The following is a 24664-nucleotide window of genomic DNA, read 5'->3' on the forward strand; positions in this document are numbered from 1 at the left end:
ACCCACCCCCGGCCCCTCCCTTGTCAGGGAGGGGAGGAAAACCCTCAACCCATCAAAGCTGCGTGGCGAGCAGCCACTGTTGCCGCAGCGTATCGATCGGTGCGAGCTTGCCCTCGCCGGCGACATGCCAGAAGGTCCAGCCGTTGCATGTCGGCGCGCCCTGCAACCCCGATCCCAGCTTGTGGATCGACCCGGCCATGCCGCAGTCGGACAGCAGCGATCCGTCGGCCAGCACGCTCGCCCGCCAACGCCGCTTGGCGTCGGTCAGCACCGTACCCGGTGGCACAAGGCCGTTCTCGACCAGCACGCCGAACGCCACGCGCGGCGGCTTCGTCGGCGCGCGCATCGCGCGGATCGCCGATTCGTCGAGCGGCAGCGCCGCCTCGATCCGGGCGGTCGCCGCCTCGACATAGCCGGCGTCGCGCTCGATGCCGATGAAGCGCCGCCCCAGCCGCTTGGCGACCGCGCCGGTGGTGCCGGTGCCGAAGAACGGGTCGAGCACCACGTCGCCGGGCTTGGTCGACGCCAGCAGCACGCGGTACAGCAGCGCCTCGGGCTTTTGCGTCGGGTGGACCTTGGTCCCGTCCTTGCGCAGCCGCTCCGGCCCGCCGCAGATCGGGAATTCCCAGTCCGACCGCATCTGCAATTCGTCGTTCAGCGTCTTCATCTGGCGATAGTTGAAGGTGTAACGCGCCTTTTCGCCCATCGACGCCCAGATCATCGTTTCATGCGCGTTGGTGAAGCGCGTGCCCTTGAAATTGGGCATCGGGTTCGATTTGCGCCACACGATGTCGTTGAGGATCCAGAAGCCCTTGTCCTGGATGATCGACCCGACACGGTAGATGTTGTGATAGCTGCCGATGACCCAGATCGTGCCGTCGGGCTTCAGGATGCGCCGCGCTTCGGCCAGCCACGCCTTGGTGAAGGCATCATAGGCGGCGAAGCTGTCGAACTTGTCCCAGTCGTCGTTGACCGCGTCGACCTGACTGCCGTCGGGCCGCAGCAGGTCGCCGCCCAGTTGCAGGTTATAGGGCGGATCGGCGAAGATACAGTCGATCGACTTGGCCGGCAGCGACTGCATCGCGGCGATGCAGTCGTCCATCAGGATCCGGTCGAGCGGCAGGCTGACCGTCTTTGGCTCCCGGACCCGGATTTTCGTCGCGACCATCGTATTTCTTCCCCTTGCAGCCCGCTATTTCGGCCAATCCGCGAGTCGCGGTCAAGGGGGTGGGGTTGACTCTTGTGGTCGAGGCGATTCGTTCCCGCGCCGAATCGAGTCGCTTCCGGGCATATATGGAGTCTGCCAGCCACCGACAGACTCAACATCTGGTAAAAAACGGTTCGTCGCAAATCTACAGCAGCAGCGCCTGCGCGACCGGTGCGAAGCTGCGCCGGTGTAGCGGCGTGACGCCCAGCGCGCGCAATCCGGCCAGATGGACCTTTGCGCCATACCCCTTGTTCGAGGCCCAGCCATAGCCGGGATATTCGGCATCGGCGGCGACCATCATCGCGTCGCGCGTCTCCTTGGCGACGATCGACGCGGCGGCAATCGACAGGCTCAGCGCATCGCCGCGCACGATCGCGAAGCTCGGATAGCGCCACTTCGGACAGCGATTGCCATCGACCAGCACCATCGCCGGCACGACATCCAGTGCCGCGACCGCGCGCTCCATCGCCAGCATGCTTGCCCACAGGATGTTGAGTTGGTCGATCTCCTCAACGCTCGCCACGCCGACGCCGACCTGCGCGCATTCCATCAACCGCGCATGCAGCACCGCCCGCCGCTTCGCCGACAACGCCTTGGAATCGTCCAGCCCCTCCGGCACGTCCGCCGGATCGAGGATCACCGCCGCCGCGACCACCGGCCCGGCCAGCGGCCCGCGCCCCGCCTCGTCCACACCCGCCACCAGTCCGGCATGGCGGGCCTCATGCGCGAAGTCAGGCACCACCGATCCGCCACGGCGGAAAGCGCCGCATCTCGCCCGCCTGATACAGACAGACCTCGTTGCCCGCCGGATCGAGCAGCCGCGCCTCGCGCCAGCCCCATGGGCGGTCGACCGGTTCCTGGGTGAACGACAGCCCCTGCCCTTTCAGGAACGGCACGATCACGCCCAGATCGCCGACCTCGAAGAACACCAGCGGGCGTTTGCGTTCCTCGGTCATCTCGATCGAGAAGGTAGCGCCGCCCTCGGTCTCGAACCGGGCATAGCGGCGGCTGGAGCGGACGATCTGCTTCAACCCCAGCAACCGGTAGAAATGCTCGCTGGCCGCCACGTCGTCGGCGGGCACCGTCACCTGATTGAGCATCGGCGACCAGCGCGACTGGTTGAGGTCGAGCCGCACGCCCTGCTGCGCCATCGGCCCCGCGCCGCGCCCCAGTTCGTTGGCGCCGAGCATCGAGATCCGCACGAAGTCGCGCGCGCGGCCGATCGCCTCGGGCAGCGTCCATTCCTTGGCCAGTTCGCAGGCGATTCCCGTGGACAGGGTGCAGCCGGTGCCATGCGTCGCCATGCCGTCGATGCGCGGACCGGACCATTCGATCACCGGCGGTGCGCCGCTGCCCGACTGGTGCAGCCGGTCGATCACCACCTCACCCTCGCCGTGCCCACCCTTTTCCAGCACCGCGCGCGCCTTGCCCAGCATCGCGGCCACCCCGCCCAACGCCTTCGCCTCGGGCAGATTGGGGGTCGTGACCGCCGCCAGCGCCATCAACCGGTCGAACGCGGCGATCGTCGCCTCGTCGGCCAGCCGCGCGCCGCTGGAGGCAATCATCACCGGATCGAACACGATCGGGACGCCCGGCAGTTCGGCCAGCTTGTCGGCCACGGCATGCGCGGTCCGCGCCGATCCGATCATGCCGATCTTGATCGCATCGACGCCGATGTCGCGCACCACCGCGTCGATCTGCGCGACGACGATGTCGACCGGCACGGCATGCACCGCATCGACGCCCAGCGTGTTCTGCGCGGTGACGGCGGTGATCGCGGTCATCGCATGGCAGCCCAGCATCGTCGCGGTCTTGATGTCGGCCTGGATGCCGGCGCCGCCGCCGGAATCGGACCCGGCGACGATGAGGATACGGGGAGTGGTCATGCCCGCCGGACTAGCAGCAAGCGCAGCGCGATCAAGACACCGCTATTTCCGCCGCGCCGGCCGGTCGACCAGCTCGCCGCGACACTTGGGGCACACCTCGTCCAGTTCGTCGGCGCAATCGGCGCAGAACGTATCCTCGAACGAACAGATGAACGCGCCGTGCGCATGGGGCGCGAGCGGCGTGTCGCACCGCTCGCATGCCGGCTTCATGTCTAGCATTTGGGTCCAATCGATATTCAGGTGCAAAGCCAGCAACATTGCTCCCCTCCCTGACAAGGGAGGGGCTGGGGGTGGGGCGGCCCGCGCGGGAAGGCAAGCGTTCCACAACCGGCCGGGCGNNNGCCGCGTGCCCCGTTGCGGCTCGATCGGTTTCAGGCCGCGACCTGCCGCACCGCGTCGCAGATGCGGTCGACCACCGCCTCGACATGGCGCGCGTCGTCGCCCTCGGCCATCACCCGGATCACCGGTTCGGTGCCCGACGGCCGCAGCACCAGCCGCCCGCGCCCGGCCAGTTCGGCCTCGACGCCCGCCACCACATCGCGCACGCGCGGATCGTCGAGCGGCTTGCCACCCGAAAACCGCACGTTCTTGAGCAGTTGCGGCAGCGGATCAAAGCGGTGGAGCACCTCGCTCGCCGGCGCGCCCGCACGCTTGATCTCGGCCAGTACCTGCAACGCGGCGACCAGCCCGTCGCCGGTGGTCGCATAGTCGGACAGGATGATATGTCCCGACTGTTCGCCGCCGACATTGTAGCCCGAGCTGCGCATCTTTTCGAGGACGTGGCGGTCGCCCACGGCGGTGCGCACCAGTCCCAGCCCCTGTGCCGACAGATGTCGTTCGAGGCCGAGGTTCGACATGACGGTCGCGACGAGCCCGCCGCCCTTCAGCCGCCCGGCGCGCGCCCAGCCGGCGGCGATCGTCGCCATCAACTGGTCGCCGTCGATCACCTTGCCCTGTTCATCGACCACGATCAGCCGGTCGGCGTCGCCATCCAGCGCGATGCCGATCTGCGCACCCGAAGCGACGACCGTCTCCGACAGCGTCTGCGGCGCGGTCGAACCCACGCGGTCGTTGATGTTCTTGCCGTTGGGCGACACGCCGATCGCCACGACCTCCGCGCCCAGTTCCCATAGCGCGGAGGGCGCGACGTTGTACGCCGCGCCATTAGCGCAATCGAGCACCAGCTTCACCCCGTCGAGCCGCATGTCGCTGGGGAAGGTCGATTTGGCGAAGTGGATATACCGGCCGCGCGCATCCTCGATCCGCTTGGCGCGGCCGATGTCGCCCGGCGCCGACAGCTCGATCTCGCTCTCGATCAGCGCCTCGATCGCCAGTTCGGCCTCGTCGGACAGCTTGTAGCCGTCCGGCCCGAACAGCTTGATGCCATTGTCGAAGAACGGATTGTGGCTGGCGGAGATCATCACGCCCAGGTCGGCGCGCATCGACTGGGTCAGCATCGCCACCGCCGGGGTCGGCATCGGGCCGACCAGCACCACGTCCATGCCGACCGAGGTGAACCCCGCAACCATCGCGTTTTCGAGCATATAGCCCGACAGCCGGGTGTCCTTGCCGATCACCACGCGGTGGCGGTGATGCCCACGCCGGAAATGCGCGCCGGCGGCCATGCCGATCCGCATCGCCATCTCCGCCGTCATCGGCCGGGTGTTGGTCAGCCCGCGAATGCCGTCGGTGCCGAAATATTTCCTTGCCATCGTGCCATACGCCTTCAGGTTGAGCCTTTGCGTGGCGACGCTACTACCGCCACTTTGTTAAAAGGGCGAGCATGTCGCAGGCGACACGAATTTTGGGCGGACTGGGCGCGGGGCTGGCGCTGGGCATCCTGCTGGCGGCGCAGGCGCCGGACACGGCGGTATCGGGCATCGCCGTCGCCGAACCGGTCGGCACCGCATGGCTGAATGCCCTCAGGATGACGATCGTCCCGCTGGTGGTGGCGCTGCTCGTCACCGGCGTAGCACAGACGGCGGAGGCGGCGCGCGCGGGGCGGATCGCCACGCGCTCGCTGCTGCTGTTCGTCGTCATCCTGTGGACCTCGTCGGCGCTGGGGGCACTCGTCACCCTCTCGCTGCTCGACCTGTTCCCGCTGGGCGATACCGCCGCGCAGGCGCTGCGCGCGACCTTCGGCAGCGCCGCGCCGGTCGACAAGGTGCCGCCGTTCACCGACTTCCTCGTCGCCATCGTGCCGACCAATCCGGTATCGGCGGCGGCGAACGACCAGTTCCTGCCGCTGATCCTGTTCACCCTCGTCTTCGCCTTCGCGCTCACCCGCCTGCCGCAGGACCATCGCGGCGTGCTGGTGCGGCTGTTTCAGGCGATCGCCGACACGATGCTGATCGTCATCAACTGGGTCTTGTGGCTGGGGCCGATCGGCGTGTTCGCGCTCGGCTATGTCGTCGGCGCGCGCGCCGGCACAGCAGCGTTCGGCGCGCTGATCCATTACGTCCTGATCCTGATGAGCGTGGGGCTGACGATCTGGCTGCTCGCCTATCCTCTGGCGCGATTCGGCGGCCGGATCTCGATCGCGCGCTTCCTGAAGGGCACCACCCCGGCACAGGCGGTCGCGATCTCGACCCAGTCGTCGCTCGCCTCGCTGCCGGCGATGCTCAAGGGCGCGGGCGACCTCGGCGTGCCGGTGGCAACGTCGGGCGTGGTGCTGCCGATGGCGGTGGCGCTGTTCCGCGCGACGGGTCCGGCGATGAACGTCGGCGTCGCGCTCTATGTCGCGCATGTGTTCGGCGTGCCGCTGGGCGCGGGGCAGATCGCGGCGGGGATCGCGGCGGGCGCGATCACCACGATGGGCGCGGCCAGCCTGCCGGGGCAGATCAGCTTCGTCTCCTCGATCGCGCCGATCGCCGTGGCGATGGGCGTGCCGGTCGAACCGCTGGCGCTGCTCGTCGCGGTGGAGACGCTGCCCGACATCGTCCGCACGCTCGGCAACGTGACGATGAACGTCGCCGTGACGGCCACGATCGGCGAGCGCGTCGGCGGCGATCGGATGAGCGAGGCCGATGCGATTCTGGCGGAAGGGTGAAAAGGGCACGCCTACTCCCCTCCCTGACAAGGGAGGGGCCGGGGGTGGGTCGGCCCGCGAGGGAACGATAGCGTCCGCCCCAAACCAACCCACCCCCAGCCCCTCCCTTGTCATAGAGGGGAGCAGGTTGCGAAGGCCGGGATGACGTGTCCCGCCCCTATTTCATCAACACCAGTTCTTCCGCCATCGTCGGGTGCAGCGCGACCGTCTCGTCGAACGCATCCTTCGTCAGCCCCGCCTTCACCGCGATCGCCGCCGCCTGCAATATCTCCGGTGCATCGGGCCCGATCATGTGCAGCCCGACGATCCTGCCCGTCACATCGTCGCAGATCATCTTGTACAGCGCGCGCTCGTTGCGGCCCGCCAGCACGTTCTTCATCGGGCGGAAGTCGGAGAGGTACACCTTGACCGATCCGAGCTTCGACTTGGCCTCGCCCTCGGTCATGCCGACGCCCGCCATCGGCGGATGGCTGAACACCGCCGAGGGGATGTTGACGTAATCGACCCGGACGTCCTTGCCGCCATAGGTGCGATCGGCGAACGCTTGCCCCTCGCGGATCGCGACCGGGGTGAGCTGCACCCGGTTGGTGACGTCGCCGACCGCATAGATCGACGGGCACGCCGTCTGCGCCTCGTCGTTCACCTGGACCGCGCCCTTCTCGTCCAGCACGACGCCGGCCGACTCCAGCCCCAGCCCATCGGTATTGGGCGTACGGCCGGTGGCGAACATCACCATGTCGACGGTGACGGGTTCGTGGTTCGACATCCTGACCGTCAGGCAACCGTCGTCGCCCTTCTCGATCCCCTCGAACTCGGCGTGAAAGCGGAACTCGATGCCCTTGGTCATCGAAATCTGGAGCAGCCGGTCGCGGATCGATTCGTCATAGCCGCGCAGGATCACATCGCTGCGGTTGATGAGGATCACATGCGCGCCGAGCTGGTGGAACACGCCCGCGAACTCGTTGGCGATATAGCCCGCGCCGGCGATCAGGATACGCTTGGGGATCGCATCCAGATGAAACGCCTCGTTCGAGGTGATGCCGTGTTCGGCACCGGGGCACGACGGCACCGCCGGCGTCGCCCCCGTGGCGATCAGGATGCGCTCGGCCGTGATCTCGCGCCCGCCCGCCAGCTTCACCGAATGCGGACCGGTAACGGTCGCGCGTTCGTGCAGGATGTCGACGCCGTGGTTCTCCAGCGTCGCGGTGTACGCGCCGTTGATCCGGTCGACCTCGGCCAGCACATTGTCGCGCAGCCGCTCCCAACTGAAATGGCATTGCGCCGGCACGTCCCAGCCGAACGCATTGGCATCGCGCAGATCCTCGGCGAAATGCGCGCCGTACACCAGCAGCTTTTTGGGCACGCAGCCCCGGATCACGCAGGTGCCGCCGACGCGATATTCCTCGGCCACCGCGACCTTCGCGCCATAGGCGGCGGAGACGCGCGCGGCACGGGTGCCGCCCGATCCCGCCCCGATGACGAACAGGTCGTAGTCATAGTCGCTCATGCAAGTCCCGCCCGTGCCAGAAGATCGTTGGTCGACGCATCGAACGTCTGGCCGCCGCGATCGGCTGCCTTGGCCATTTCTTTTCCAAGCTCGACGCCGAACTGGTCGAACGGGTTGATCCCGATCAGCGCCGCGTTCACGAACGTCCGCGCCTCATAGAACGCGATCAGCGCGCCCAGCGTCCGCGCATCGAGGTCCTGCAACAGCAGTGTCGACGACGGCCGGTCGCCGGCATAGGCGCGCGCCGGATCGTCGTTCGCCTTGCCCGCCATCAACGCCGCGCCCTGCGCAAAGGCGTTGAGCAGCAACTGCCGGTGGTGCGCCGGGTCGAGCGTGTCGCCCGCCTCGACCACCGCGACGAATTCCAGTGGCACGATCCGCGTGCCCTGGTGGAGCAACTGGAACACCGCATGCTGCGCATCGGTGCCCACGCCACCCCAGGTGATCGCCGCCGAATGGCGCCCCAGCGGCTCGCCCGCCGCCGTCACCGACTTGCCGTTCGATTCCATCTCCAATTGCTGGAGATACGACGGCAGCAGCCGCAACCGCTCGTCATAGGCAAAGGTCGCCCGCGTCTCGCACCCGACGACCTGCGCATAATACAGGTCGGCGAAGGCGGCGAGCACCGGCGCGTTTTCCTTCAGGTCGGCGAGCCGGAAATGCCGGTCCATTTCGGCCGCGCCCTCCAGCAATTCCTCATAGGCCGAAAAGCCCAGCGCCAGCGCGAACGGAAAGCCGATCGACGACCACAGCGAATAGCGCCCGCCGACGCTCTCGGCGAACGGCAGCACGCGCGTCTCGTCGACGCCCCATTCCACCGCCTTGTCGGGCGCGGCGGTCAGCGCGATGACGCGGCCGTACGGGTCCTCGACCCCGCCCTCGCTCATCCACGCCAGCGCCGACGTGGCGTTCAATATCGTCTCGGTGGTGGTGAACGTCTTGGAGGCGATGACGAGCAGCGTCGCGGCGGGATCGAAGCCCTTGAGCGCCTCCTCCATCGCCACGCCGTCGACGTTCGACACGATCGCCACGTCATAGCGATCCTCGTCGCGGCCCAGCGCGTCGAAGATCAGGTCCGGCCCCAGCGCCGACCCGCCGATGCCGACGTGCAGGATGTGGCGCACCGGGCCGAACGCCTCGGCCTCGATCGCGTCGATCACCTGCCGCATCCGCGTCTGGAAGCCACGCGCCTGCGCCACGTCCTCGGCCGATCCCTCGCCGCGCTCGGCGGTGTGGGTCGCCGCGCGCCCCTCGGTCACGTTGATGACCTGCCCCGAAAACAACGCCTCGCGCTTGGCGGCCAATTCCATCGTCGCGGCAAGGCCGGTGAAGGCATCGAGCGCGGCATCGTCGAGATGCGTCTTGGCGAAATCAAAATGGATGCCGCCGACATCGACGGTCAGCTTGGCGAGCCGGTCGGGATCGTTCGCGAACAGATCGGTCAGCCGGGTTTGCGGAAGATTCTCGATCGCGGACCAGTCCTGCATCGCCATGTCGTGCCTCGTTCGTCGCTTGGGAATAGGATGCCGCAGCCCTAGGATGCGTGTCCGTACAGGTCCAGTGCCGATGCGATCCGCTTGACGCCCCGCCCCTGCCCTAGCATGGCACGCTCCATGGCTCTCGATCCCGCCCCCGCGACTCCCGCGCCCGCCGCATCCCCCGCGCCCAAGCCGAAACGGTCGGAAACGGCGGATCTGCTGCTGTTTCTGCTGAAGCTCGCGATCGTGGTGTTCGTGATCCGCTCGTTCCTGTTCTCGCCCTTCTCGATCCCGTCGGGGTCGATGCAGCCGCGCCTGCTGATCGGCGACTATCTGTTCATCACCAAATGGAACTACGGCTATTCGCGCCACTCGTTGCCGTGGAGCCTGCCGCTGATCCCCGGGCGGATCATGGCCAGCACGCCCGCGCGCGGCGACGTGGTGGTGTTCAAGGCACCGCCGACCGCGAAACAGGATTATATCAAGCGCGTCATCGGCCTGCCGGGTGACACGGTGCAGATGCGCGGCGGCCAGTTGTTCCTGAACGGCACCGCCATCCCCAAGCAGCGCATCGCCGACTTCGTCGTGCCCGTCTCGCCCAACACCGGCTGCGGCTATGAATTCCAGCGCGTGGTCGCGCAGGCCCCCGCCTGCGCCTATCCGCAGTTCCGCGAGACGCTGCCCGGCGGCAAGAGCTACAACGTCCTCGATCTCGGCACGACGGAGGCCGACGATACCGGCGTGTTCACCGTGCCCGCCGGCCACGCCTTCCTGATGGGCGACAACCGCGACGACAGCGCCGACAGCCGCTTCCCGGCGCGCGAAGGCGGCGGCATCGGCATCGTTCCGCTCGAGAATATCGAGGGCAAGGCGGTGGTGAACTTCTTCTCGACCGACGGATCGGCCAACTGGCTGCTGCCATGGACGTGGGTGAGCGCCGCGCGCTGGAGCCGGATCGGGGAAGGCTTCTGAGCGAGCCGCTGGCAGACTGGGTAGCCCGCGCGCTCGGCCGCGCGCCCACCCGGATCGACGACTATGCCCGCGCGCTGACCCATGGCAGCACCGCGCACGCGACCTATGAGCGGCTCGAATTTCTCGGCGACCGCGTGTTGGGCCTCGCCGTCGCCGAATGGCTCTACGAGCGGTTTCCGGGCGAGAGCGAGGGCGCGCTGTCCAAGCGGTTCAATGCGCTCGTCACCGGCGCGGTCTGCGCCGACATCGCGCGCGCGATCGGCGTCGTGCCCCATCTGAAACTCGGCAAGCAGGCGCGCGACGATGGCGCGGGCGACAGCGACAATGTGCTGGGCGACGTGATGGAGGCGCTGATCGGTGCCTTCTACCTCGACCACGGCCATGACGCGGCGCGCGGCTTGGTGCGCGCGCTGTGGGGTGCGCGCATCGACGCGCAATTGCGGGTCCCCCGCCACCCCAAATCGGCGCTCCAGGAATGGGCGGCGGCGCACAACCGCAAGCCGCCCGAATATGCCATCGTCGACAAGTCCGGCCCCGGCCACGCGCCGCGCTTCACGGTGCGCGTCACGATCGGCAAGCTGGCGGCGACGGAGGCGACCGGTACGTCGAAACAGGAAGCGGAGACGGCGGCGGCCAAGGCGTTGCTGCGGGAGCTGGGGGGGTAGGATCGCCGCCCGCTATCGTGTCGCCGCCGCGTCGCTCCCGATCCACCGTTCGGCCGACAGCCGCACGTCGCTGCCGATCCGGTGGTCATACGCCAGCCACGCGCTGGTAATCAGCATCGTCCATAAGATGCTGAACAGCGACCCGACGAGGAAATATTCGGCAAAGTTGCGATCGTCCATTTCCTTGAAACGCGCTACGGTCTTCAGCGCGATCACCGCCGCCATGATCTCCCAGCTCTGTACGACGATGCCGATCGCCAGCACCAGCCGTTCGAGCACGCCGATCCAGCGACCGGCGGTGTGCGTCGGCGTGGGGAGGTGCGCGATCGCGTCGCGCAGGCCGGACAGGGTGAAGATCGATCGGCAGACCCTGTTGCCAACCCACGTCAGCAGCACCAGCGCTATGCCGGTATAGAGAAGCGCATGCGCCACTTGTCGGCTCCCGGTAGGTCGTGACGGCGGTCCAGTTCGGCCAGCGCGCGATGCACTGCGTTCCACTGGGTCAGGTACAGGGCATATTCGCCGGCGCTGCGCACCTTGTAAATACTGTGAATGCCGACACCGCGCGCCTGCGCGACATCGGCTACCGTCGCGCCGCTCAGCAGCCTGACGATGTCCTCGCGCTGCGCCGCCGACCAGTTGCGCTCGATCACGGAAAGGCTGGCGCCGCTCGCGTCGAGCATGGTTTCAAGCAACGGATCGCTGCCGATCGAGAAGCGATACCGGCTGGCCGATCGCTTCTCGCCAAGACGGGTGCGGGCATCGGCGAAGCCCGGCCCCATCATGTTCCATGCCCGCTCGGGATTGATGTCGGTTGCGGGTTCGACGGTGCCGACCACGAACCGACAATCGATATTCTGTTCCAGCAACGCAAGACGGACGGTGCGCGCCGCCTCCATCGCCGCTACCAGCGAGCCGAGCAGGCCTTGAAATTCGTCGCCCAGCGTGATCGTCAACGGCGAGACAATATCGTCGGCGAACGTCTGGTTGCAGCGATCAACTGCGGCGTTAAACCGGCGGTGAAGGTCCGGGACATCGCCCTGCCGTTCGCTCCCGACGATGTCGCTCATCAGCACCGCAAGGACGGACATCGATGGGAAAACCTTCAGTTGATATGTTGACCCGGTTGCGAGGCAATCATCGCTTTATCCCCCTGAAGGGTCAAATGGTATTTTGACCCGAAATCGGGCTTATATCCTGTCACCATCTTGCCAACACCCGAATCTCCACCCGCCACCACGCCACCGCCCACAACGCCCCGAACGTCCACCCGGCCAGCACGTCGCTCGGCCAATGCACGCCCAGATACACCCGGCTCGCACCGATCGCCGCCACCAGCAGCGCCGCCGTGCCCACGATCACCCCCCGCGTCGCCCGCCCCCGCACGATCGGGAACGCCAGCGTCGCCAGCGTCAGATACACGATCGCCGAATGCGCGGCATGGCCGCTGGGGAAGCTGCTCGACGTTTCCTGCATCAGATGCGGGACCAGGTCGGGGCGGGTCCGCGCCACCAGATGCTTGAGCCCGCTGTTGGCCGCGCAGCCAAGCCCGGTGCCGACCATCACCAGCGCGGCGCTGCGCCACCGGCGCAGGCTGGCCAGCAGCGCGGCGGCGAACATCACCACCATCGTCAGCACGGTCGCCCCGCCGAGCGCGGTCACGTCGCGCACCGCCGAGGCGAACTTCGCCGACCCGACCGGCGTCCCGTCCGGCCGCCGCAGCGCCAGCAGGATGCGGCCGTCGAAGGCGAACGCATCCCCCGCCACCACCCGCGACGCGAGAAAGAACAGCATCAGCAGCGCCGCCACGGCCCCAGCGATGCCGATCATGCTCCACGGGATACGGCGCGACGGGCGGGGTTCGGCGGCAAGCGACATGCCGCCGCTTGTCGACGCTCGCCCGTCCCCGCGCAACCGGCTTATCCGGCTATCGCCTGCTCGACATAGCGGCGCGGCGTCATGCCGAGGAACAGGTGCGCATCGCGCAGCAGATGCGGCACGCTGCGATAGCCGCCCTCCTGCGCCGCCGTGGTCAGCCCCGCCTCGCGGAACCGGTCGAGCGCGCGCAGGAAGCGGCGGCGCATCAGCAGCGACTTGGTCGAAAAGCCGAAATGGCGCAGCGCCGTCCGCCCCAGCGCCTCGCGCGACAGGCCGAGGGTCTCGGCGATCCGTCCGGCGTTGGCGGCCTCGTCGCGGTCGATCGCCGCCTGCAACCGGGGAACCAGCGGATCGCCCGGCGCCGCAGCGGCGTCGCACCGCCGGATCAGGACGGCGCGGGCATGGCGCGCGATCTCGGCGGCGGGCATCGCCGGGCGGATGGCGGCGTAAAGGTCGCGCGCCAGCGCACCGGCGCGCAGCGGATCGAACGGGCTGATGCGGTTGGCGACGGCGGCGGCGGACAGCGGCAGGACCTGCGCCCATTCGGCGGGGCCGAGCGGCACGACCACCACGTCCTGCGCGCTGTCGGCCATGATCCGCAGCGGCTTGCTGGTCGGCCCGACCAGCGCCAGCGTGGGCAGCAGTGCCGGCGGCAACGCGCCGACCTGCGCCCATGCCCGCGCGTCGCCCACGCGGATCAGGATGCGCGCATCGCCCGGCAGGTGCCACCGCTCGCCCACCGGCGGCCGGACCGTCGCGCCGCAATGCTCGTCGAGGTACATGGTGCGATCGACCCCCGCCCGTGAAACAGGGGGCGGGTCATGCGCCGGAGATCGGGGGAACGCCATGCCGTCACGGCTCAAACACCGGACAATGCGTCGCATTTCGCTGGTGAGCCCGTCGGGATTCGAACCCGAGACCTACAGATTAAAAGTCCGTTGCTCTACCAACTGAGCTACGGGCCCATCAACGAAGCGCCAGCCCCTAGGCGCGGCGACGGCCGTGGTCAACCATCTGCTGCAACTGTCGCACGCTCCGCCCGCTCACCGGATCACGCCAGCCCGCCGCAATCGCCGCCAGCGGCCGCAGCACGAACGCCCGTTCGCGGAACGCCAGATGCGGCACGACCAGTCCGGGCGAGCGCCAGCACCCGCCCGACCACAGGATGATGTCGAGGTCGATCACCCGCGATCCCCACCGCCGCCCGCGCCGCCGCCCGAACCTGCGCTCGATCGCCTTTAGTGCATCGAGCAACGCCGCCGGCCCCAGCGCGCTCTCGATGATCGCGACGGTATTCGCGTACCGCCGCAGCGACGGCCCGAGTGGCGCACTGGCCATGACCGGCGCGACCGCCCGCACCCCGTCCAGCGCCGCCACCGCCGCGCGGACCTCTGCCACCGGCCCGCCATGGCGGCCGCACCGGTTCGATCCGATCGCGATGGCATAGGTTGAGCTCGACATCCCCCGCGACTATCGCCTGTCGATGGACATCACCACCCCTGCCGAACCCATGATCGCGGCCCCGATCGCCCCTCCAGTCGACTGCCCGCGCTGCCCGCGCCTCGTGGCGACCCGCGACGCGCTGCGCACCGAACACCCCGACTGGTGGAACGCACCGGTGCCGCGCTTCGGCGATGCCGACCCGTGGCTGGCGATCGTCGGCCTCGCGCCGGGATTGCAGGGCGCCAACCGCACCGGGCGGCCGTTCACCGGCGACCGGTCGGGGCCGTTGTTCTGGGACACGCTGATCGCCGCCGGGCTGGCGGAGGGCAGCTATACCGGCAAGGTCGCCGATGCGCCCGAGTTGCGCGGCGTCGCGATCGTCAACGCCGTCCGCTGCCTGCCGCCTGAAAACAGGCCGACCCCGGAGGAAATCCGCACCTGCCGCCCGTTCCTCGACGCCGATCTGGCGGCGATGCCGTCGCTGAAGGTCGTAGTGGCGCTGGGCGCGATCGCGCACCAGTCGGCGGTGAAGGTGCTGGGCGGGCGGCTGCCCAAGGCGCCGTTCGCGCATCTCGCCGAACATCGCATGCCCGGCGGGGTGATGCTGCTCGATAGCTATCACTGCTCGCGCTACAATCAGAACACCGGGCGACTGACCCCGGAGATGTTCGCCGCCGTGTTCGCCCGCGCGATCCACTTGCGCGACGGCGCATGATTCCGCTTGTGCGCATGGTGTCGCAGGGTAGCGTATGCCGACCAGTCTGAGGGGAAATCCGATGTACCGCCGCCATTTCGTCGCGCTGATGGCGCTCGCGCCGCTCGCCCGCGCGCTGCCCGCCGTGGCGCAGGGCGGGGCGGCGGGGGATTTCGCCCGGCTCTCGGCGGCCTATCTGGCCGGGATGGCGCGGCTGCATCCGGGCTATGCCACCGCGCTCGGCAACCACGCGCATGACGGCGAGGTCGAGGATTTGTCCGCCGCCGGTCGCGCCCGCGACGCCGCCTTCCTGCGCGCGACGCTGGACGAGCTCGGCCGGATCGATCGCGCCACGCTGTCGCGCGACGATCAGGTCGATGCGGCGCTGCTCGACAACGACCTGCGCTATCAACTGTGGACGCTGGAAGTGCTGCAACCCTTCGCGTGGGACCCGCAGGGGGCCAATGGCACCATTTCGGGCGGCCTCTATGCGCTGGCGGCGCGCGACTTCGCGCCATGGCCGCAGCGGCTGCGCTCCGCCACGCGGCGGATGGAGCAGGTGCCGGCGATGTACGCGCAGATGCGCGAGACCATCGTGCCCGCCCGCGTCCCCGCGATCTTCGCGACGACCGTCGCCAAGCAGAACAGCGGCATCCTCCAGATCGTCGACACGATGCTTAGCCCCCACAAGGACACGCTGCCGCGCGGCGATCGGGCGCGGTTCGACCGGGCGGTGGCGACGCTGCGCGGCGCGGTCGCCGAACAGCAGCGCTGGCTCGACACTGTGCTGGTCCCCGCCGCGAAGGGCGATTTCCGTTTAGGGACGGCGCTGTACGACCAGAAGCTGAAATTCGCGCTCGTCTCGCCGCTGTCGCGTGGTGAGATCAAGACGCGCGCCACCCGCGCCGCCGCCGACACGCGGGCCGAAATGTATGCGCTGGCCCGCACCGTCCTGCACGGTCGCCCCACCGCGCCGCCCACCCCTGCCCGCCCGACCCCGGCGCAGCAGCAGAAGGCGATCGAGGCGGCGCTGGAAATGACCTATGCCCGCCGCCCGAACCGGAACCAGGTGATGGCGAAGGCGCGCGCGACACTGGCCACCGCCACCGCCTTCGTCCGCGAAAAGAAGCTGGTGCGCGTGCCGGCCACCCCGGTCGAGATCATCGAGATGCCCAAGTTCCAGCAGGGCGTGGCCGTCGCCTATTGCGACAGCCCGGGGCCGCTCGAAAAGCATCTCGGCACCTTCTACGCCGTCTCGCCGATCCCGGCCGACTGGTCCGACGCGCAGGCCACCTCGTTCCTGCGCGAATATAACGACTATATGCTCCACGACCTGTCGATCCACGAGGCGATGCCGGGCCACTACCTCCAGATCGCGCACAGCAACGAGAACAAGTCGATCCTGCGCGCGGTCCTGTCGTCGGGGCCGTTCGTCGAAGGCTGGGCGGTCTATGCCGAGGGCATGATGGCCGACGCCGACTATCTCGACGGCGATCCGCTGTTCAAGCTGACCGTCCTCAAGATGCGGATGCGTTCGATCACCAACGCGCTGCTCGACATCGGCATCCATACCGAGGGCCTCACCGAAGCGACCGCAATGGACATGATGATGCGCGGCGCGTTCCAGCAGGAGCGCGAGGCCGCCGGCAAATGGACCCGCGCCCGGCTGGGCTCGACGCAGTTGCCGAGCTATTTCGTCGGCTACAGCGAACACATCGACCTGCGCCGCGACGCCGAACGCCGCGACGGCACGAAGTTCGACCTGATGCGCTACAACGACGCGGTCATCTCGCACGGCTCGCCGCCGGTGCGCTATGTGCGGGCGCTGATGTTCGGGGAGCCTATCGCGTAGGGGGTTCGGGAAGAAGGAAGGTCGGTTCCCGCGAAGGCGCGAAGAAGGTTTTGTTCGCGCGGAGGCGCGGAGGCGCGGAGGCGCGGAGGCGCGGAGAAGTAGCGCCTGCCGCCGCCGCCATCGTCATTCCCGCGAAGGCGGGAATCCATACACGCCGACGTTCCTGAAAGAGACGAAACGGTAGCGTCTATGGATTCCCGCCTTCGCGGGAATGACGAAGAGGAGAGCGCCGCGAAACCCGACGTAGCTGGCTACCGTAGGACATCGCCAGAAGCGAAACCCCTCCGCGCCTCCGTGCCTCCGCGCGAACCAACCTTCCTTCTTCTTCGCAGCGCATCGCCCGCCTACCGAACCATAAACGCCCCGCGATACTCAGGCTTCACCGCGCGCAGCACCGCCGCGCTCACCGGAACCGTCGTCTCATACTGCCCCTCGGCGTACGAGCCGACGACATATTGGTCGGCGATCACCCCGATCCGGTCGAACGCGCGACCGTTCGATGATCCCAGCAGCACCGTCACGTCCTTGACCGGCGGACATTTGCCGAAAATGCCGTCGGAGGGCATCGGCCCACCTGCGCGACGATCGCGCTCGGCGCGCATCCACTTGCACCACGTCGGCATCACCGCCGCCTGCAACGCTGCGTTCGACACGAACACCGCTTTCGGATCGAGCCGCTTCCCCACGCGCTTGTCCCAGACCATGCTCCCCGACGCGGTCGAGCCATGCGCGCCACCGGTATAGCCGTAACTCACCGACGACAGGCTGAGGAACCGCGGCGTATCGGTCACGACCTGCCATTCGCGCGAGGCGTCATGCTTGCGGAACGGGAAGCCACCGCGCTTCGATTCGCGCCGGTCCCCGGCGGCGTCGCGCGCGGTGCTGGTCCGCAGCTTCGCCCTCTCTGCCTCCAGCCATGCCTTCAGCGGCGCGATTCTCCCCGCCTGCGCCGGATAGCTATATTTGAAGTCATAGTCCGCCGTTCCCTGCGCCACCGCCGGAACCGCGACCGCCGCCAACACCAACGCCGTCATCACCCGCATCGCCCGATCCTCCTGCATCACGGCTATTCCGGGGCGGCTGTACGGGCGATGACCGGACGGGTCAGTCGGCGAACAGCAGCACCGGCGTTTCGATCAGCCGCTTCAACGCCTGAACATAGCTCGCGGCGTCATGACCATCGACGACGCGGTGGTCGCAACTGATCGACAGGTTCATGAGCTTGGCCTTGACGATCTCCTCGCCACCGCCGGCGCGCGCACGGAACACCGGCCGCTCGACGATGCGGTTCGGACCAATGATCGCCACCTCGGGCCGGTTGATGACCGGCGTGGTCGCGATGCCGCCCAGCGGCCCGAGCGAGGTGATGGTGATCGTGCCGCCCGACAGTTCGGCCGACGTCGCCTTGCCGGTCCGCGCGGCCTCGGCCAGCCGGACGATCTCGCTCGCTAGGCTCCAGGGGTTCATGTCCTGCGCGTCGCGGATCACCGGCACCATCAACCCGGCATCGGTCTGCGTCGCCATGCCCAGATGCACCCGGCCCGACCGCGTCACCACCCCGGCCTCGTCGTCATAGCGCGCGTTCAGCATCGGGAAGTCGGGCAATGTCCGACAGATGGCGACGATCAGCAGCGGCAGCAGCGTCAGCTTGGGGCGGCTCCCCCGGCCTGCGTTGAGGTCGGCGCGCATCGCCTCCAGCGCGGTGACGTCGATCTCCTCGACATAGGTAAAGTGCGGAATGTGCCGCTTCGCCGCCGCCATATTCTCGGCGATGCGCCGCCGCATGCCGATGACCTTGACCACTTCATCCGCCCGCGCGCGGCTGACGTTCGGCGCGTGATAGCCCTGCCCTGATCCATAGCGCAGATAGGCGTCGAGGTCGGCATGGCGGATATGCGGCCCGTCATGGCGCACCGACGCCAGATCGACGCCAAGCTCCTTGGCGCGCTGCCGCACCGCCGGCGACGCCAGCGTCGTCGCCCGCTCGCGCGACGGCGCAGGGGCGGGTTCGGGTGCCGGCTCCGGAGCACGCTCCTCGATCGGTGCGGCCGGCGCAGGCTCGGCCACGACCTCCTCGACCCCCGGATTCTCCGCCTCGACCCGTTCGGGTTCGGCGGGCTGCACCACCTCTTCCCCGGTCTCGATCACCACCAGCGTCGCGCCGATCGCCACCTGGTCGCCCGGCTCGCCCGCCAGTTCGACGACGGTGCCCGCGACCGGGCTCTCCATCTCGACCGTGGCCTTGTCGGTCATCATGTCGGCAAGGCGACCATCCTCCTCGACACGGTCGCCGACCGCGACATGCCATGCCACGATCTCGGCTTCGGAAATGCCTTCGCCGATGTCGGGCAGACGAAAGGAAAAACGTGCCATGGCTATCTAGTCCTGCATGATCTTTTTCAGCGCCTGTCCGATGCGGACCGGCCCGGGGAAATACGCCCATTCGAGGCTGTGCGGGTACGGCGTGTCGAATCCGGTCACGCGCTCGACCGGCGCTTCGAGGTGGTGGAAGCAGCGTTCCTGCACCAGCGCCGACAGTTCCGCGCCGAAGCCGCCGGTGCGCGTCGCCTCATGCACGATCATGCAGCGCCCGGTCTTCTTCACCGACGCCTCGATCGCGTCGATGTCGAGCGGCACCAGCGTGCGCAGGTCAAGGATCTCGGCATCCACCCCCGCCGCCTCGACGGTCGCGGTCACGACATGGACCATCGTGCCATAGGCGAGGATCGTCAGGTCGCTGCCTTCGCGCACCACCTTCGCCTTGCCCAGCTCGATCCGGTAATAGTCCTCGGGCACCTCGCCGCCCGCATGTTTCGACCAGTTCTGCGCCGGCTTGTCCCAATTGCCGTCGAACGGGCCGTTATAGATGCGCTTCGGCTCGAAGAAGAGCACCGGATCATTGTCCTCGATCGCGGCGATCAACAGCCCCTTGGCGTCATAGGGCGTCGACGGGATCACCGTCTTGATGCCCGACACATGGGTGAAGATGCCCTCGGGCGACTGCGAATGCGTCTGCCCGCCGAAGATGCCGCCGCCGAACGGCGATCGCACGGTGATCGGCGCGGTGAATTCGCCACCCGAGCGATAGCGCAGCCGTGCCGCCTCGCTCACCAACTGGTCGAGCGCCGGATAGATGTAATCGGCGAACTGGATTTCGGGCACCGGGCGCAGGCCATAGGCGCCCATTCCCACCGCGACGCCGATGATGCCGCATTCGGTGATCGGCGTGTCGAACACGCGGGTCTTGCCATATTTCGACTGGAGGCCGGCGGTGGCGCGGAACACGCCGCCGAAATAGCCGACATCCTCGCCCATCACGATCACGCCCGCGTCACGCGCCATCATCACATCCATCGCGGAATTGATCGCCTGGATCATGTTCATCCGCGCCATGTCAAACCTCCTTGCGCGCCCAGGGGCGGCCGGAGGCCTGCTCCTCGGCCATCATCTGCGCCTGTTGCTCGCGCAAATGCCACGGCATCTCCTCGAACACCCCGTCGAACAGCGTGTCGAGCGGCTGGTGCAGCCCGTGGCCGAGGATGCCGTTGGCCTCCGCCGCCTTCTGCGCGGCGCGCACCTGCTCGGCGACCTCGCGGTCCATCGCGGCGTGGCGGTCATCATCCCACTCGCCGATGGCGACGAGATGCGCCTTCAGCCGCGCAACCGGATCGCCCAGCGGCCATGCGGTCGGCTCGCCCGCCGATCGATACTGGGTAGGGTCGTCCGAGGTCGAATGCCCCTCGGCGCGATAAGTGAAATGCTCGATCAGCGTGGGACCAGCGTTCAGCCGCGCCCGCTCGGCGGCCCAGGCGGTGGCGGCATAGACCGCCAGCGCATCATTGCCATCAACGCGCAGCCCGGCGATGCCATAGCCGATCGCCCGCGCGGCAAAGGTCGTCGCCTCCGCCCCCGCGAACCCGGAAAAGCTGCTGATCGCCCACTGGTTGTTGACCACGTTGAAGATCACCGGCGCGCGGTACACGGTGGCGAAGGTCAGCGCGGAGTGGAAATCACCCTCCGCCGTGCTCCCCTCGCCGCACCATGTCGCCGCGATCCGCGTATCGCCCTTCGACGCCGAGGCCATCGCCCAGCCGACCGCCTGCGGATATTGCGTGGTCAGGTTGCCCGAGATCGAGAAGAACCCATGGTCCTTCGCCGAATACATGATCGGCAACTGCTTGCCCTGCAACTTGTCGCCGCGGTTCGAATAGATCTGGTTCATCATCTCGACCAGCGGATAGTCGCGCGCGATCAGGATGCCCTGCTGGCGATAGCTGGGAAAGGTCATGTCGTCACGGTCGAGCGCCATCGTGCCCGCAACGGCGATCGCCTCCTCGCCGGTGCATTTCATGTAGAAGCTGGTCTTGCCCTGCCGCTGCGCGCGGAACATCCGCTCGTCGAACGCGCGGACCATCGCCATATTCCGCAGCATCCGCCGCAATACATCCGGGTCGAGCCGCGGGTTCCACGGCCCCACCGCCTGCCCCTGCTCATCGAGCACGCGGACCAGTGTGTAGGACAGCGCGTGGAACTGGTCGGCCGGAGCCGCCGTGTCGGGGCGGGGTTGCGCGCCGGCGGGCGGCACCGCCACATCGGCAAAGTCCACCGCGTCGCCGGGGCGGAACTTCGGCTCGGGGACATGCAGCGCCAGGCGCGGCAGGTTGGGGCGATGGTCGCCGGTCATGCACTCTCCATGTACCCTGCGTCGCCGCTTCAGCGGTCGCGCAGACTCGTTACAAACGCTTGTTATATAATTTCAACGACCTTGGCGAGGGGGTGGTTGCGCAGGGCCATCTGGTTTCGTCGGAACTACCTCCCGCTTCGCCCGTATCGCATTGAAACCATTGGGAGAGTGAATTTGAGCGAGATCGCGGGCTGGATCGCGCCGGCCGCCACGATGATCGCGGCGATGATGACGGCGGCGAACCTCGGCGCGCGGGTGACGGGCTGGGGGTTCGTCGTCTTCACGGTCGGATCGGTCGCGTGGACGATCGTCGGCTTGTCGAGCGGGCAGACCAACCTCGTCCTCTCCAACGGCTTCCTGACGGTGGTGAACCTCGTCGGCATCTGGCGCTGGCTCGGCCGGCAGGCGACCTACGACAGGGGCAGCACCGCCGCCGCCGCCGACAGCGCGCACGCCCCGGTCCCCTCGCTTTATGCGGCGGGCGGCGTGGTCGGCGCGACGCTGACCGGCCCCGACGGCGAGCGGGTCGGCACGATCGTCGATGCGATGCTCGGCTGCGGCGACAACGCCATCGCCTATGTCGTGGTCAGCACCGGCGGTGTCGGCGGTGTGGGAGAGACGCTGCATGCGTTGGGGCCGGAGGAACTGGTGTTCGGCGCGGACGGGGTACGGACCGACTTAAGTGTCGGCGCGATCCGGGCGGAACCGACGGTAAGGTCCGACCACTGGCCCAAGGCGCTGTAAGCCTGAAGCGATAATGACCTGAAAGACGAATGACGGGAGCTGGTGGATTGCTGACATCCATCACCCAGAATCCGTGCAGTTGCTCTAAGGACGTGGCAGGGTCCGCTCGCGGTGATAAAAGGCAGACCAAATTGCAACCGGAGCAGTCAGGATTGGGTGATAGAGAAAGATCATCGCAAGAACCCAAGCTGGTAGCGACGGACCGTTAGGCCCCGGTGAATCGGGCAATGAGAACAATGACAGTCCGTTAAAAGCGGTAAAAAACCATTGGAACGGAAGTCCCGTCACGAGCCATGCCGCAAACTGCCACAGATACCATCGCGGGATTTTCATTTGCGCTTGTCGTCCATGATCCGGGAGCCATTCGCTGGATATTGCTTCAAACGATCTATGACGGCAACCGGGCGATAGTGGACATTTCCAGCTATCGCCCCCACCCCGCGTCACTCCACCGGAAACCCCCGCCGCCGGAACAACGCGGTCACATCCGGGTCGCGCCCGCGAAACGCGCGATACGCTTCCTTGCGATCGGTCTCGTTCCCCGTCGCCAGCAACGTCTTGCGGAACCGGTCCGCCGTCGCCTTGTCCCACACATTGCCGGTCGCGACGAACGCGGCCCACGTATCGGCGTCCATCGTCTCCGACCACAGATACGAATAATAGCCCGCCGAATAGGCATCCGACGAGAACAGGTGATTGAACTGCGGCAACCGGTGCCGCATCACGATCTCCTTCGGCATCCCCAGCTTAGCCAACGTATCGCGCTCGAACGCCGCTACGTCGCTCACCGGCTCCGCACGGTCGTGCAATTCCATGTCGACGATCGCCGATGAGAGATATTCGACCGTGTCGAACCCTTGGTTGAAGGTCGACGACTTCTCAATCTTGTCGACCAGCGCCTGCGGCATCGCCTGCCCCGTCTGGTAATGCCTGGCATAACGATCGAGCACGTCGCGGGTCAGCAGCCAGTTCTCGTTCACCTGGCTCGGATATTCCACGAAGTCGCGCGGCGTCCCCGAAAGGCCGGGATAGGTCACGTCCTGCACCAGCGAATGGATCGCATGGCCGAATTCGTGGAACAGCGTCGTCGCATCGTCGAGGCTGATGAGCGTCGGCTGTCCGCCCGCGCCCTTCACGAAATTATTGTTGTTCGACGCCAGCACGTTCGTCTCGCCGCCGAGCTTCTGCTGCCCGCGATAGCGCGTCGCCCACGCACCCGATCGCTTGCCGCTGCGCGCGAAATTGTCGAGGTAGAACACGCCGACATTGGACCCGTCGCGCGCATCGGTGACGACAAAGGTCCGCACGTTCTTCTCGAACACCGGGATCTGCCCGGTATTTTCGGTGAATTCCAGATCGTACAGCCGCCCCGCCGCATAGAACGCCGCCTGAACGATATTGTCGAGCTGGAGATACGGCTTCACCTCGCTTTCATCGAGGTCGTATTTCGCCTTGCGCACCTTTTCGGCGTAGAAGCGATAATCCCATGGCTCGATCGTGATCGCCGCCCCGCCCTGCGTGGCCAGCGCCTGCATGTCGGTCACTTCCTGTCGCACCCGCGCGACGGCGGCGGGCCACACGCGCATCATCAGCGCGCGGGCGTTGGCCGGCGTCTCCGCCATCGTGTCGTCCATCCGCAGCCAGGCGTGGTTGCGGAACCCCAGCAGCTTCGCGCGCTCCTGCCGCAGCTTCAGGATCGTCGCGATCGTCGCCTTGGTGTCGTTGCCGTCGCCATTGTCGCCGCGCTTGACGAACTTGCGCCACACCGCCTCGCGCAAGGGACGATCGGTGGCATAGGTCAGCACCGGCGCCACCGACGAGCGCGTGTTGACGATCGCCCATTTGCCGGCAAGGCCCCGCTCGTCCGCCGCCGCCTTCAACGACGCGACGAAACTGTCGGGCAGGCCGGCCAGCCGCTTCGCGTCATCGACGACGATCCACGTCTCCTCATCGGCCAGCACCTTGCGGCTGAACTCGTTATAGGCGACCGACAATTGCTGGTTAAGCCCGCTCACCTGGGCGCGCTGCGCATCGGTCAACAGGCTGCCGCGCCGCACGAAGCCGCGATAGGTCCGCTCCAGCAACCGTAGTTGCTGCGCGTTCAGCCGCTGGCTCGACCGCGTGTCATACGCCGCCTTGACGCGCGCGAAGAGCTTCGGGTCGAGGAACAGTTCGTCGTTGAACGCCGACAGTTTGGGCGACCACTCGCGGTCGATCGCCTGTACCTCCTTCGTCGCGAGGTTGCCGGTATAGACTCCCCACATCGCGCCCACCCGGTCCATCGTCTTGCCGGCCAGTTGCAACGGCACGATCACCGTGTCGAACGTCGCCGGGCGCGTGTCGTCGCGGACCTTGTGGATGTCGCGCCGCATCTCGGCCATCGCCACCGGGAACGCGACCGGGAACATCGCCGGTGTAACCTTGTCCCACGGCGGCACCCCTTCATAGGGTCCGCCCCATGGCGCGGTCAGCGGCGTCGCGTCGATCGTCGCGGCGCTGGTCTGCGCGCCGCCGGTCGTCGGCAGCGCGGTGGAGGCAAGCAGCAGGCTCAAGGCGATTTTCATCCAGTCGTCCGTATGCAATATCGAATTACGACGAACCTAGG

General features: G+C 67.6%; 23 protein-coding genes and 1 tRNA gene. 6 read left to right on the forward strand and 18 right to left on the reverse strand.

From position 1 onward, the window contains the following. Positions 1 to 52: 52 nt before the first annotated feature. From ASE78_RS11155 to glmM, 5 genes are all read right to left on the reverse strand, one after another. Positions 53 to 1168, reverse strand: coding sequence for a site-specific DNA-methyltransferase (locus ASE78_RS11155; RefSeq protein ID WP_056497055.1), 1116 nt, complete (start codon positions 1166 to 1168; stop codon positions 53 to 55). Positions 1169 to 1352: 184 nt separating this feature from the next. After that, positions 1353 to 1946, reverse strand: coding sequence for a ribonuclease HII (locus ASE78_RS11160; RefSeq protein ID WP_055755510.1), 594 nt, complete (start codon positions 1944 to 1946; stop codon positions 1353 to 1355). Further along, on the reverse strand, positions 1939 to 3093 hold the full coding sequence (thiD, locus tag ASE78_RS11165; RefSeq protein WP_056497058.1) for a bifunctional hydroxymethylpyrimidine kinase/phosphomethylpyrimidine kinase: 1155 nt from the start codon (positions 3091 to 3093) through the stop codon (positions 1939 to 1941). The genes ASE78_RS11160 and thiD overlap by 8 nt, the downstream gene beginning before the upstream one ends. A gap of 42 nt (positions 3094 to 3135) precedes the next feature. Continuing rightward, positions 3136 to 3303 carry a DUF1272 domain-containing protein gene (locus ASE78_RS11170; RefSeq protein ID WP_414886912.1) on the reverse strand — a complete coding sequence of 56 codons (168 nt, stop codon included), beginning with the start codon at positions 3301 to 3303 and terminating at the stop codon, positions 3136 to 3138. A gap of 161 nt (positions 3304 to 3464) precedes the next feature. Then, positions 3465 to 4805 carry a phosphoglucosamine mutase gene (glmM, locus tag ASE78_RS11175; protein WP_056497064.1) on the reverse strand — a complete coding sequence of 447 codons (1341 nt, stop codon included), beginning with the start codon at positions 4803 to 4805 and terminating at the stop codon, positions 3465 to 3467. Positions 4806 to 4876: 71 nt separating this feature from the next. Here glmM and ASE78_RS11180 point away from each other — a divergent pair, with 71 nt between their 5' ends. Further along, positions 4877 to 6142, forward strand: a complete 1266-nt coding sequence (locus ASE78_RS11180) for a dicarboxylate/amino acid:cation symporter (RefSeq protein ID WP_056497066.1) — start codon at positions 4877 to 4879, stop codon at positions 6140 to 6142. Between the two features lie 157 nt (positions 6143 to 6299). Here the strand turns inward: ASE78_RS11180 and gorA are convergent, their stop codons facing one another. Then, complete coding sequence (gene gorA, locus ASE78_RS11185) at positions 6300 to 7649, reverse strand: glutathione-disulfide reductase (RefSeq protein ID WP_056497068.1); 1350 nt, start codon at positions 7647 to 7649, stop codon at positions 6300 to 6302. Continuing rightward, positions 7646 to 9136: a glucose-6-phosphate isomerase gene (gene pgi, locus ASE78_RS11190; protein WP_056497293.1), complete on the reverse strand. Its 1491-nt coding sequence runs from the start codon at positions 9134 to 9136 to the stop codon at positions 7646 to 7648. Before pgi ends, gorA begins: the two co-directional genes overlap by 4 nt. 126 nt (positions 9137 to 9262) lie before the next feature. On the opposite strand from pgi, the gene lepB reads away from it, so the two are divergent. Both lepB and rnc read left to right on the forward strand, forming a co-directional pair. Beyond that, positions 9263 to 10099: a signal peptidase I gene (gene lepB / locus ASE78_RS11195; RefSeq protein WP_156351474.1), complete on the forward strand. Its 837-nt coding sequence runs from the start codon at positions 9263 to 9265 to the stop codon at positions 10097 to 10099. Next, positions 10048 to 10764 (forward strand): ribonuclease III, encoded by a 717-nt coding sequence (rnc, locus tag ASE78_RS11200; protein WP_156351475.1) that lies wholly within the window; start codon positions 10048 to 10050, stop codon positions 10762 to 10764. Before lepB ends, rnc begins: the two co-directional genes overlap by 52 nt. A gap of 12 nt (positions 10765 to 10776) precedes the next feature. Here rnc and ASE78_RS11205 read toward each other — a convergent pair whose 3' ends face one another. The 6 genes from ASE78_RS11205 to folK all read right to left on the reverse strand — a co-directional run bounded on the left by ASE78_RS11205 (position 10777) and on the right by folK (position 14103). Beyond that, positions 10777 to 11196: a hypothetical protein gene (locus ASE78_RS11205; RefSeq protein WP_056497070.1), complete on the reverse strand. Its 420-nt coding sequence runs from the start codon at positions 11194 to 11196 to the stop codon at positions 10777 to 10779. Beyond that, on the reverse strand, positions 11166 to 11855 hold the full coding sequence (locus ASE78_RS11210; RefSeq protein ID WP_056497073.1) for a SatD family protein: 690 nt from the start codon (positions 11853 to 11855) through the stop codon (positions 11166 to 11168). Before ASE78_RS11210 ends, ASE78_RS11205 begins: the two co-directional genes overlap by 31 nt. 109 nt (positions 11856 to 11964) lie before the next feature. Beyond that, on the reverse strand, positions 11965 to 12642 hold the full coding sequence (locus ASE78_RS11215; protein WP_056497076.1) for a phosphatase PAP2 family protein: 678 nt from the start codon (positions 12640 to 12642) through the stop codon (positions 11965 to 11967). Between the two features lie 41 nt (positions 12643 to 12683). After that, positions 12684 to 13424, reverse strand: coding sequence for a helix-turn-helix domain-containing protein (locus tag ASE78_RS11220; RefSeq protein WP_056497079.1), 741 nt, complete (start codon positions 13422 to 13424; stop codon positions 12684 to 12686). 107 nt (positions 13425 to 13531) lie between these two features. After that, positions 13532 to 13607 (reverse strand) — tRNA-Lys (locus tag ASE78_RS11225). Between the two features lie 19 nt (positions 13608 to 13626). Next, complete coding sequence (folK, locus tag ASE78_RS11230; protein WP_056497082.1) at positions 13627 to 14103, reverse strand: 2-amino-4-hydroxy-6-hydroxymethyldihydropteridine diphosphokinase; 477 nt, start codon at positions 14101 to 14103, stop codon at positions 13627 to 13629. 22 nt (positions 14104 to 14125) lie between these two features. Here folK and ASE78_RS11235 point away from each other — a divergent pair, with 22 nt between their 5' ends. After that, positions 14126 to 14800 carry a uracil-DNA glycosylase gene (locus ASE78_RS11235; RefSeq protein WP_082467164.1) on the forward strand — a complete coding sequence of 225 codons (675 nt, stop codon included), beginning with the start codon at positions 14126 to 14128 and terminating at the stop codon, positions 14798 to 14800. Between the two features lie 61 nt (positions 14801 to 14861). Continuing rightward, a complete protein-coding gene (locus ASE78_RS11240; protein WP_056497085.1) occupies positions 14862 to 16631 on the forward strand; it encodes a DUF885 domain-containing protein in 1770 nt (589 codons plus the stop codon). Positions 16632 to 16975: 344 nt separating this feature from the next. Here ASE78_RS11240 and ASE78_RS11245 read toward each other — a convergent pair whose 3' ends face one another. From ASE78_RS11245 to ASE78_RS11260, 4 genes are read right to left on the reverse strand one after another with little or no spacing between them, the layout of a single operon-like run. Beyond that, positions 16976 to 17692, reverse strand: a complete 717-nt coding sequence (locus tag ASE78_RS11245; RefSeq protein ID WP_235515035.1) for a DUF4163 domain-containing protein — start codon at positions 17690 to 17692, stop codon at positions 16976 to 16978. 43 nt (positions 17693 to 17735) lie between these two features. Beyond that, positions 17736 to 19004, reverse strand: a complete 1269-nt coding sequence (locus ASE78_RS11250; RefSeq protein WP_056497088.1) for a dihydrolipoamide acetyltransferase family protein — start codon at positions 19002 to 19004, stop codon at positions 17736 to 17738. 6 nt (positions 19005 to 19010) lie between these two features. Then, positions 19011 to 20015 carry an alpha-ketoacid dehydrogenase subunit beta gene (locus ASE78_RS11255; protein ID WP_056497307.1) on the reverse strand — a complete coding sequence of 335 codons (1005 nt, stop codon included), beginning with the start codon at positions 20013 to 20015 and terminating at the stop codon, positions 19011 to 19013. A gap of 10 nt (positions 20016 to 20025) precedes the next feature. Then, a complete protein-coding gene (locus ASE78_RS11260; RefSeq protein WP_056497091.1) occupies positions 20026 to 21315 on the reverse strand; it encodes a 3-methyl-2-oxobutanoate dehydrogenase (2-methylpropanoyl-transferring) subunit alpha in 1290 nt (429 codons plus the stop codon). Between the two features lie 168 nt (positions 21316 to 21483). Between ASE78_RS11260 and ASE78_RS11265 the strand changes: the two genes are divergently transcribed. Continuing rightward, positions 21484 to 22059: a PRC-barrel domain-containing protein gene (locus ASE78_RS11265; protein ID WP_414886914.1), complete on the forward strand. Its 576-nt coding sequence runs from the start codon at positions 21484 to 21486 to the stop codon at positions 22057 to 22059. Between the two features lie 443 nt (positions 22060 to 22502). Here the strand turns inward: ASE78_RS11265 and ASE78_RS11270 are convergent, their stop codons facing one another. Next, positions 22503 to 24623, reverse strand: a complete 2121-nt coding sequence (locus ASE78_RS11270) for a M3 family metallopeptidase (RefSeq protein ID WP_056497097.1) — start codon at positions 24621 to 24623, stop codon at positions 22503 to 22505. Between the last annotated feature and the right edge of the window lie 41 nt (positions 24624 to 24664).

It is taken from the genome of Sphingomonas sp. Leaf25 (assembly GCF_001421635.1).
Classification (GTDB): domain Bacteria; phylum Pseudomonadota; class Alphaproteobacteria; order Sphingomonadales; family Sphingomonadaceae; genus Sphingomonas.

Bases quoted from the DNA above. Each gene is read 5' to 3' on its own strand.
- ASE78_RS11235 (WP_082467164.1), top strand. From the start codon at position 14,126: ATGGACATCACCACCCCTGCCGAACCCATGATCGCGGCCCCGATCGCC.
- ASE78_RS11210 (WP_056497073.1), bottom strand. From the start codon at position 11,855: ATGTCCGTCCTTGCGGTGCTGATGAGCGACATCGTCGGGAGCGAACGG.
- lepB (WP_156351474.1), top strand. From the start codon at position 9,263: ATGGCTCTCGATCCCGCCCCCGCGACTCCCGCGCCCGCCGCATCCCCC.
- pgi (WP_056497293.1), bottom strand. From the start codon at position 9,136: ATGCAGGACTGGTCCGCGATCGAGAATCTTCCGCAAACCCGGCTGACC.
- ASE78_RS11220 (WP_056497079.1), bottom strand. From the start codon at position 13,424: ATGTACCTCGACGAGCATTGCGGCGCGACGGTCCGGCCGCCGGTGGGC.
- rnc (WP_156351475.1), top strand. From the start codon at position 10,048: ATGGACGTGGGTGAGCGCCGCGCGCTGGAGCCGGATCGGGGAAGGCTT.
- ASE78_RS11215 (WP_056497076.1), bottom strand. From the start codon at position 12,642: ATGTCGCTTGCCGCCGAACCCCGCCCGTCGCGCCGTATCCCGTGGAGC.
- ASE78_RS11260 (WP_056497091.1), bottom strand. From the start codon at position 21,315: ATGACCGGCGACCATCGCCCCAACCTGCCGCGCCTGGCGCTGCATGTC.
- ASE78_RS11250 (WP_056497088.1), bottom strand. From the start codon at position 19,004: ATGGCACGTTTTTCCTTTCGTCTGCCCGACATCGGCGAAGGCATTTCC.
- ASE78_RS11245 (WP_235515035.1), bottom strand. From the start codon at position 17,692: ATGCAGGAGGATCGGGCGATGCGGGTGATGACGGCGTTGGTGTTGGCG.
- glmM (WP_056497064.1), bottom strand. From the start codon at position 4,805: ATGGCAAGGAAATATTTCGGCACCGACGGCATTCGCGGGCTGACCAAC.
- ASE78_RS11240 (WP_056497085.1), top strand. From the start codon at position 14,862: ATGTACCGCCGCCATTTCGTCGCGCTGATGGCGCTCGCGCCGCTCGCC.
- thiD (WP_056497058.1), bottom strand. From the start codon at position 3,093: ATGACCACTCCCCGTATCCTCATCGTCGCCGGGTCCGATTCCGGCGGC.
- gorA (WP_056497068.1), bottom strand. From the start codon at position 7,649: ATGAGCGACTATGACTACGACCTGTTCGTCATCGGGGCGGGATCGGGC.
- ASE78_RS11155 (WP_056497055.1), bottom strand. From the start codon at position 1,168: ATGGTCGCGACGAAAATCCGGGTCCGGGAGCCAAAGACGGTCAGCCTG.
- ASE78_RS11180 (WP_056497066.1), top strand. From the start codon at position 4,877: ATGTCGCAGGCGACACGAATTTTGGGCGGACTGGGCGCGGGGCTGGCG.
- folK (WP_056497082.1), bottom strand. From the start codon at position 14,103: ATGTCGAGCTCAACCTATGCCATCGCGATCGGATCGAACCGGTGCGGC.
- ASE78_RS11270 (WP_056497097.1), bottom strand. From the start codon at position 24,623: ATGAAAATCGCCTTGAGCCTGCTGCTTGCCTCCACCGCGCTGCCGACG.
- ASE78_RS11255 (WP_056497307.1), bottom strand. From the start codon at position 20,015: ATGAACATGATCCAGGCGATCAATTCCGCGATGGATGTGATGATGGCG.
- ASE78_RS11170 (WP_414886912.1), bottom strand. From the start codon at position 3,303: ATGAAGCCGGCATGCGAGCGGTGCGACACGCCGCTCGCGCCCCATGCG.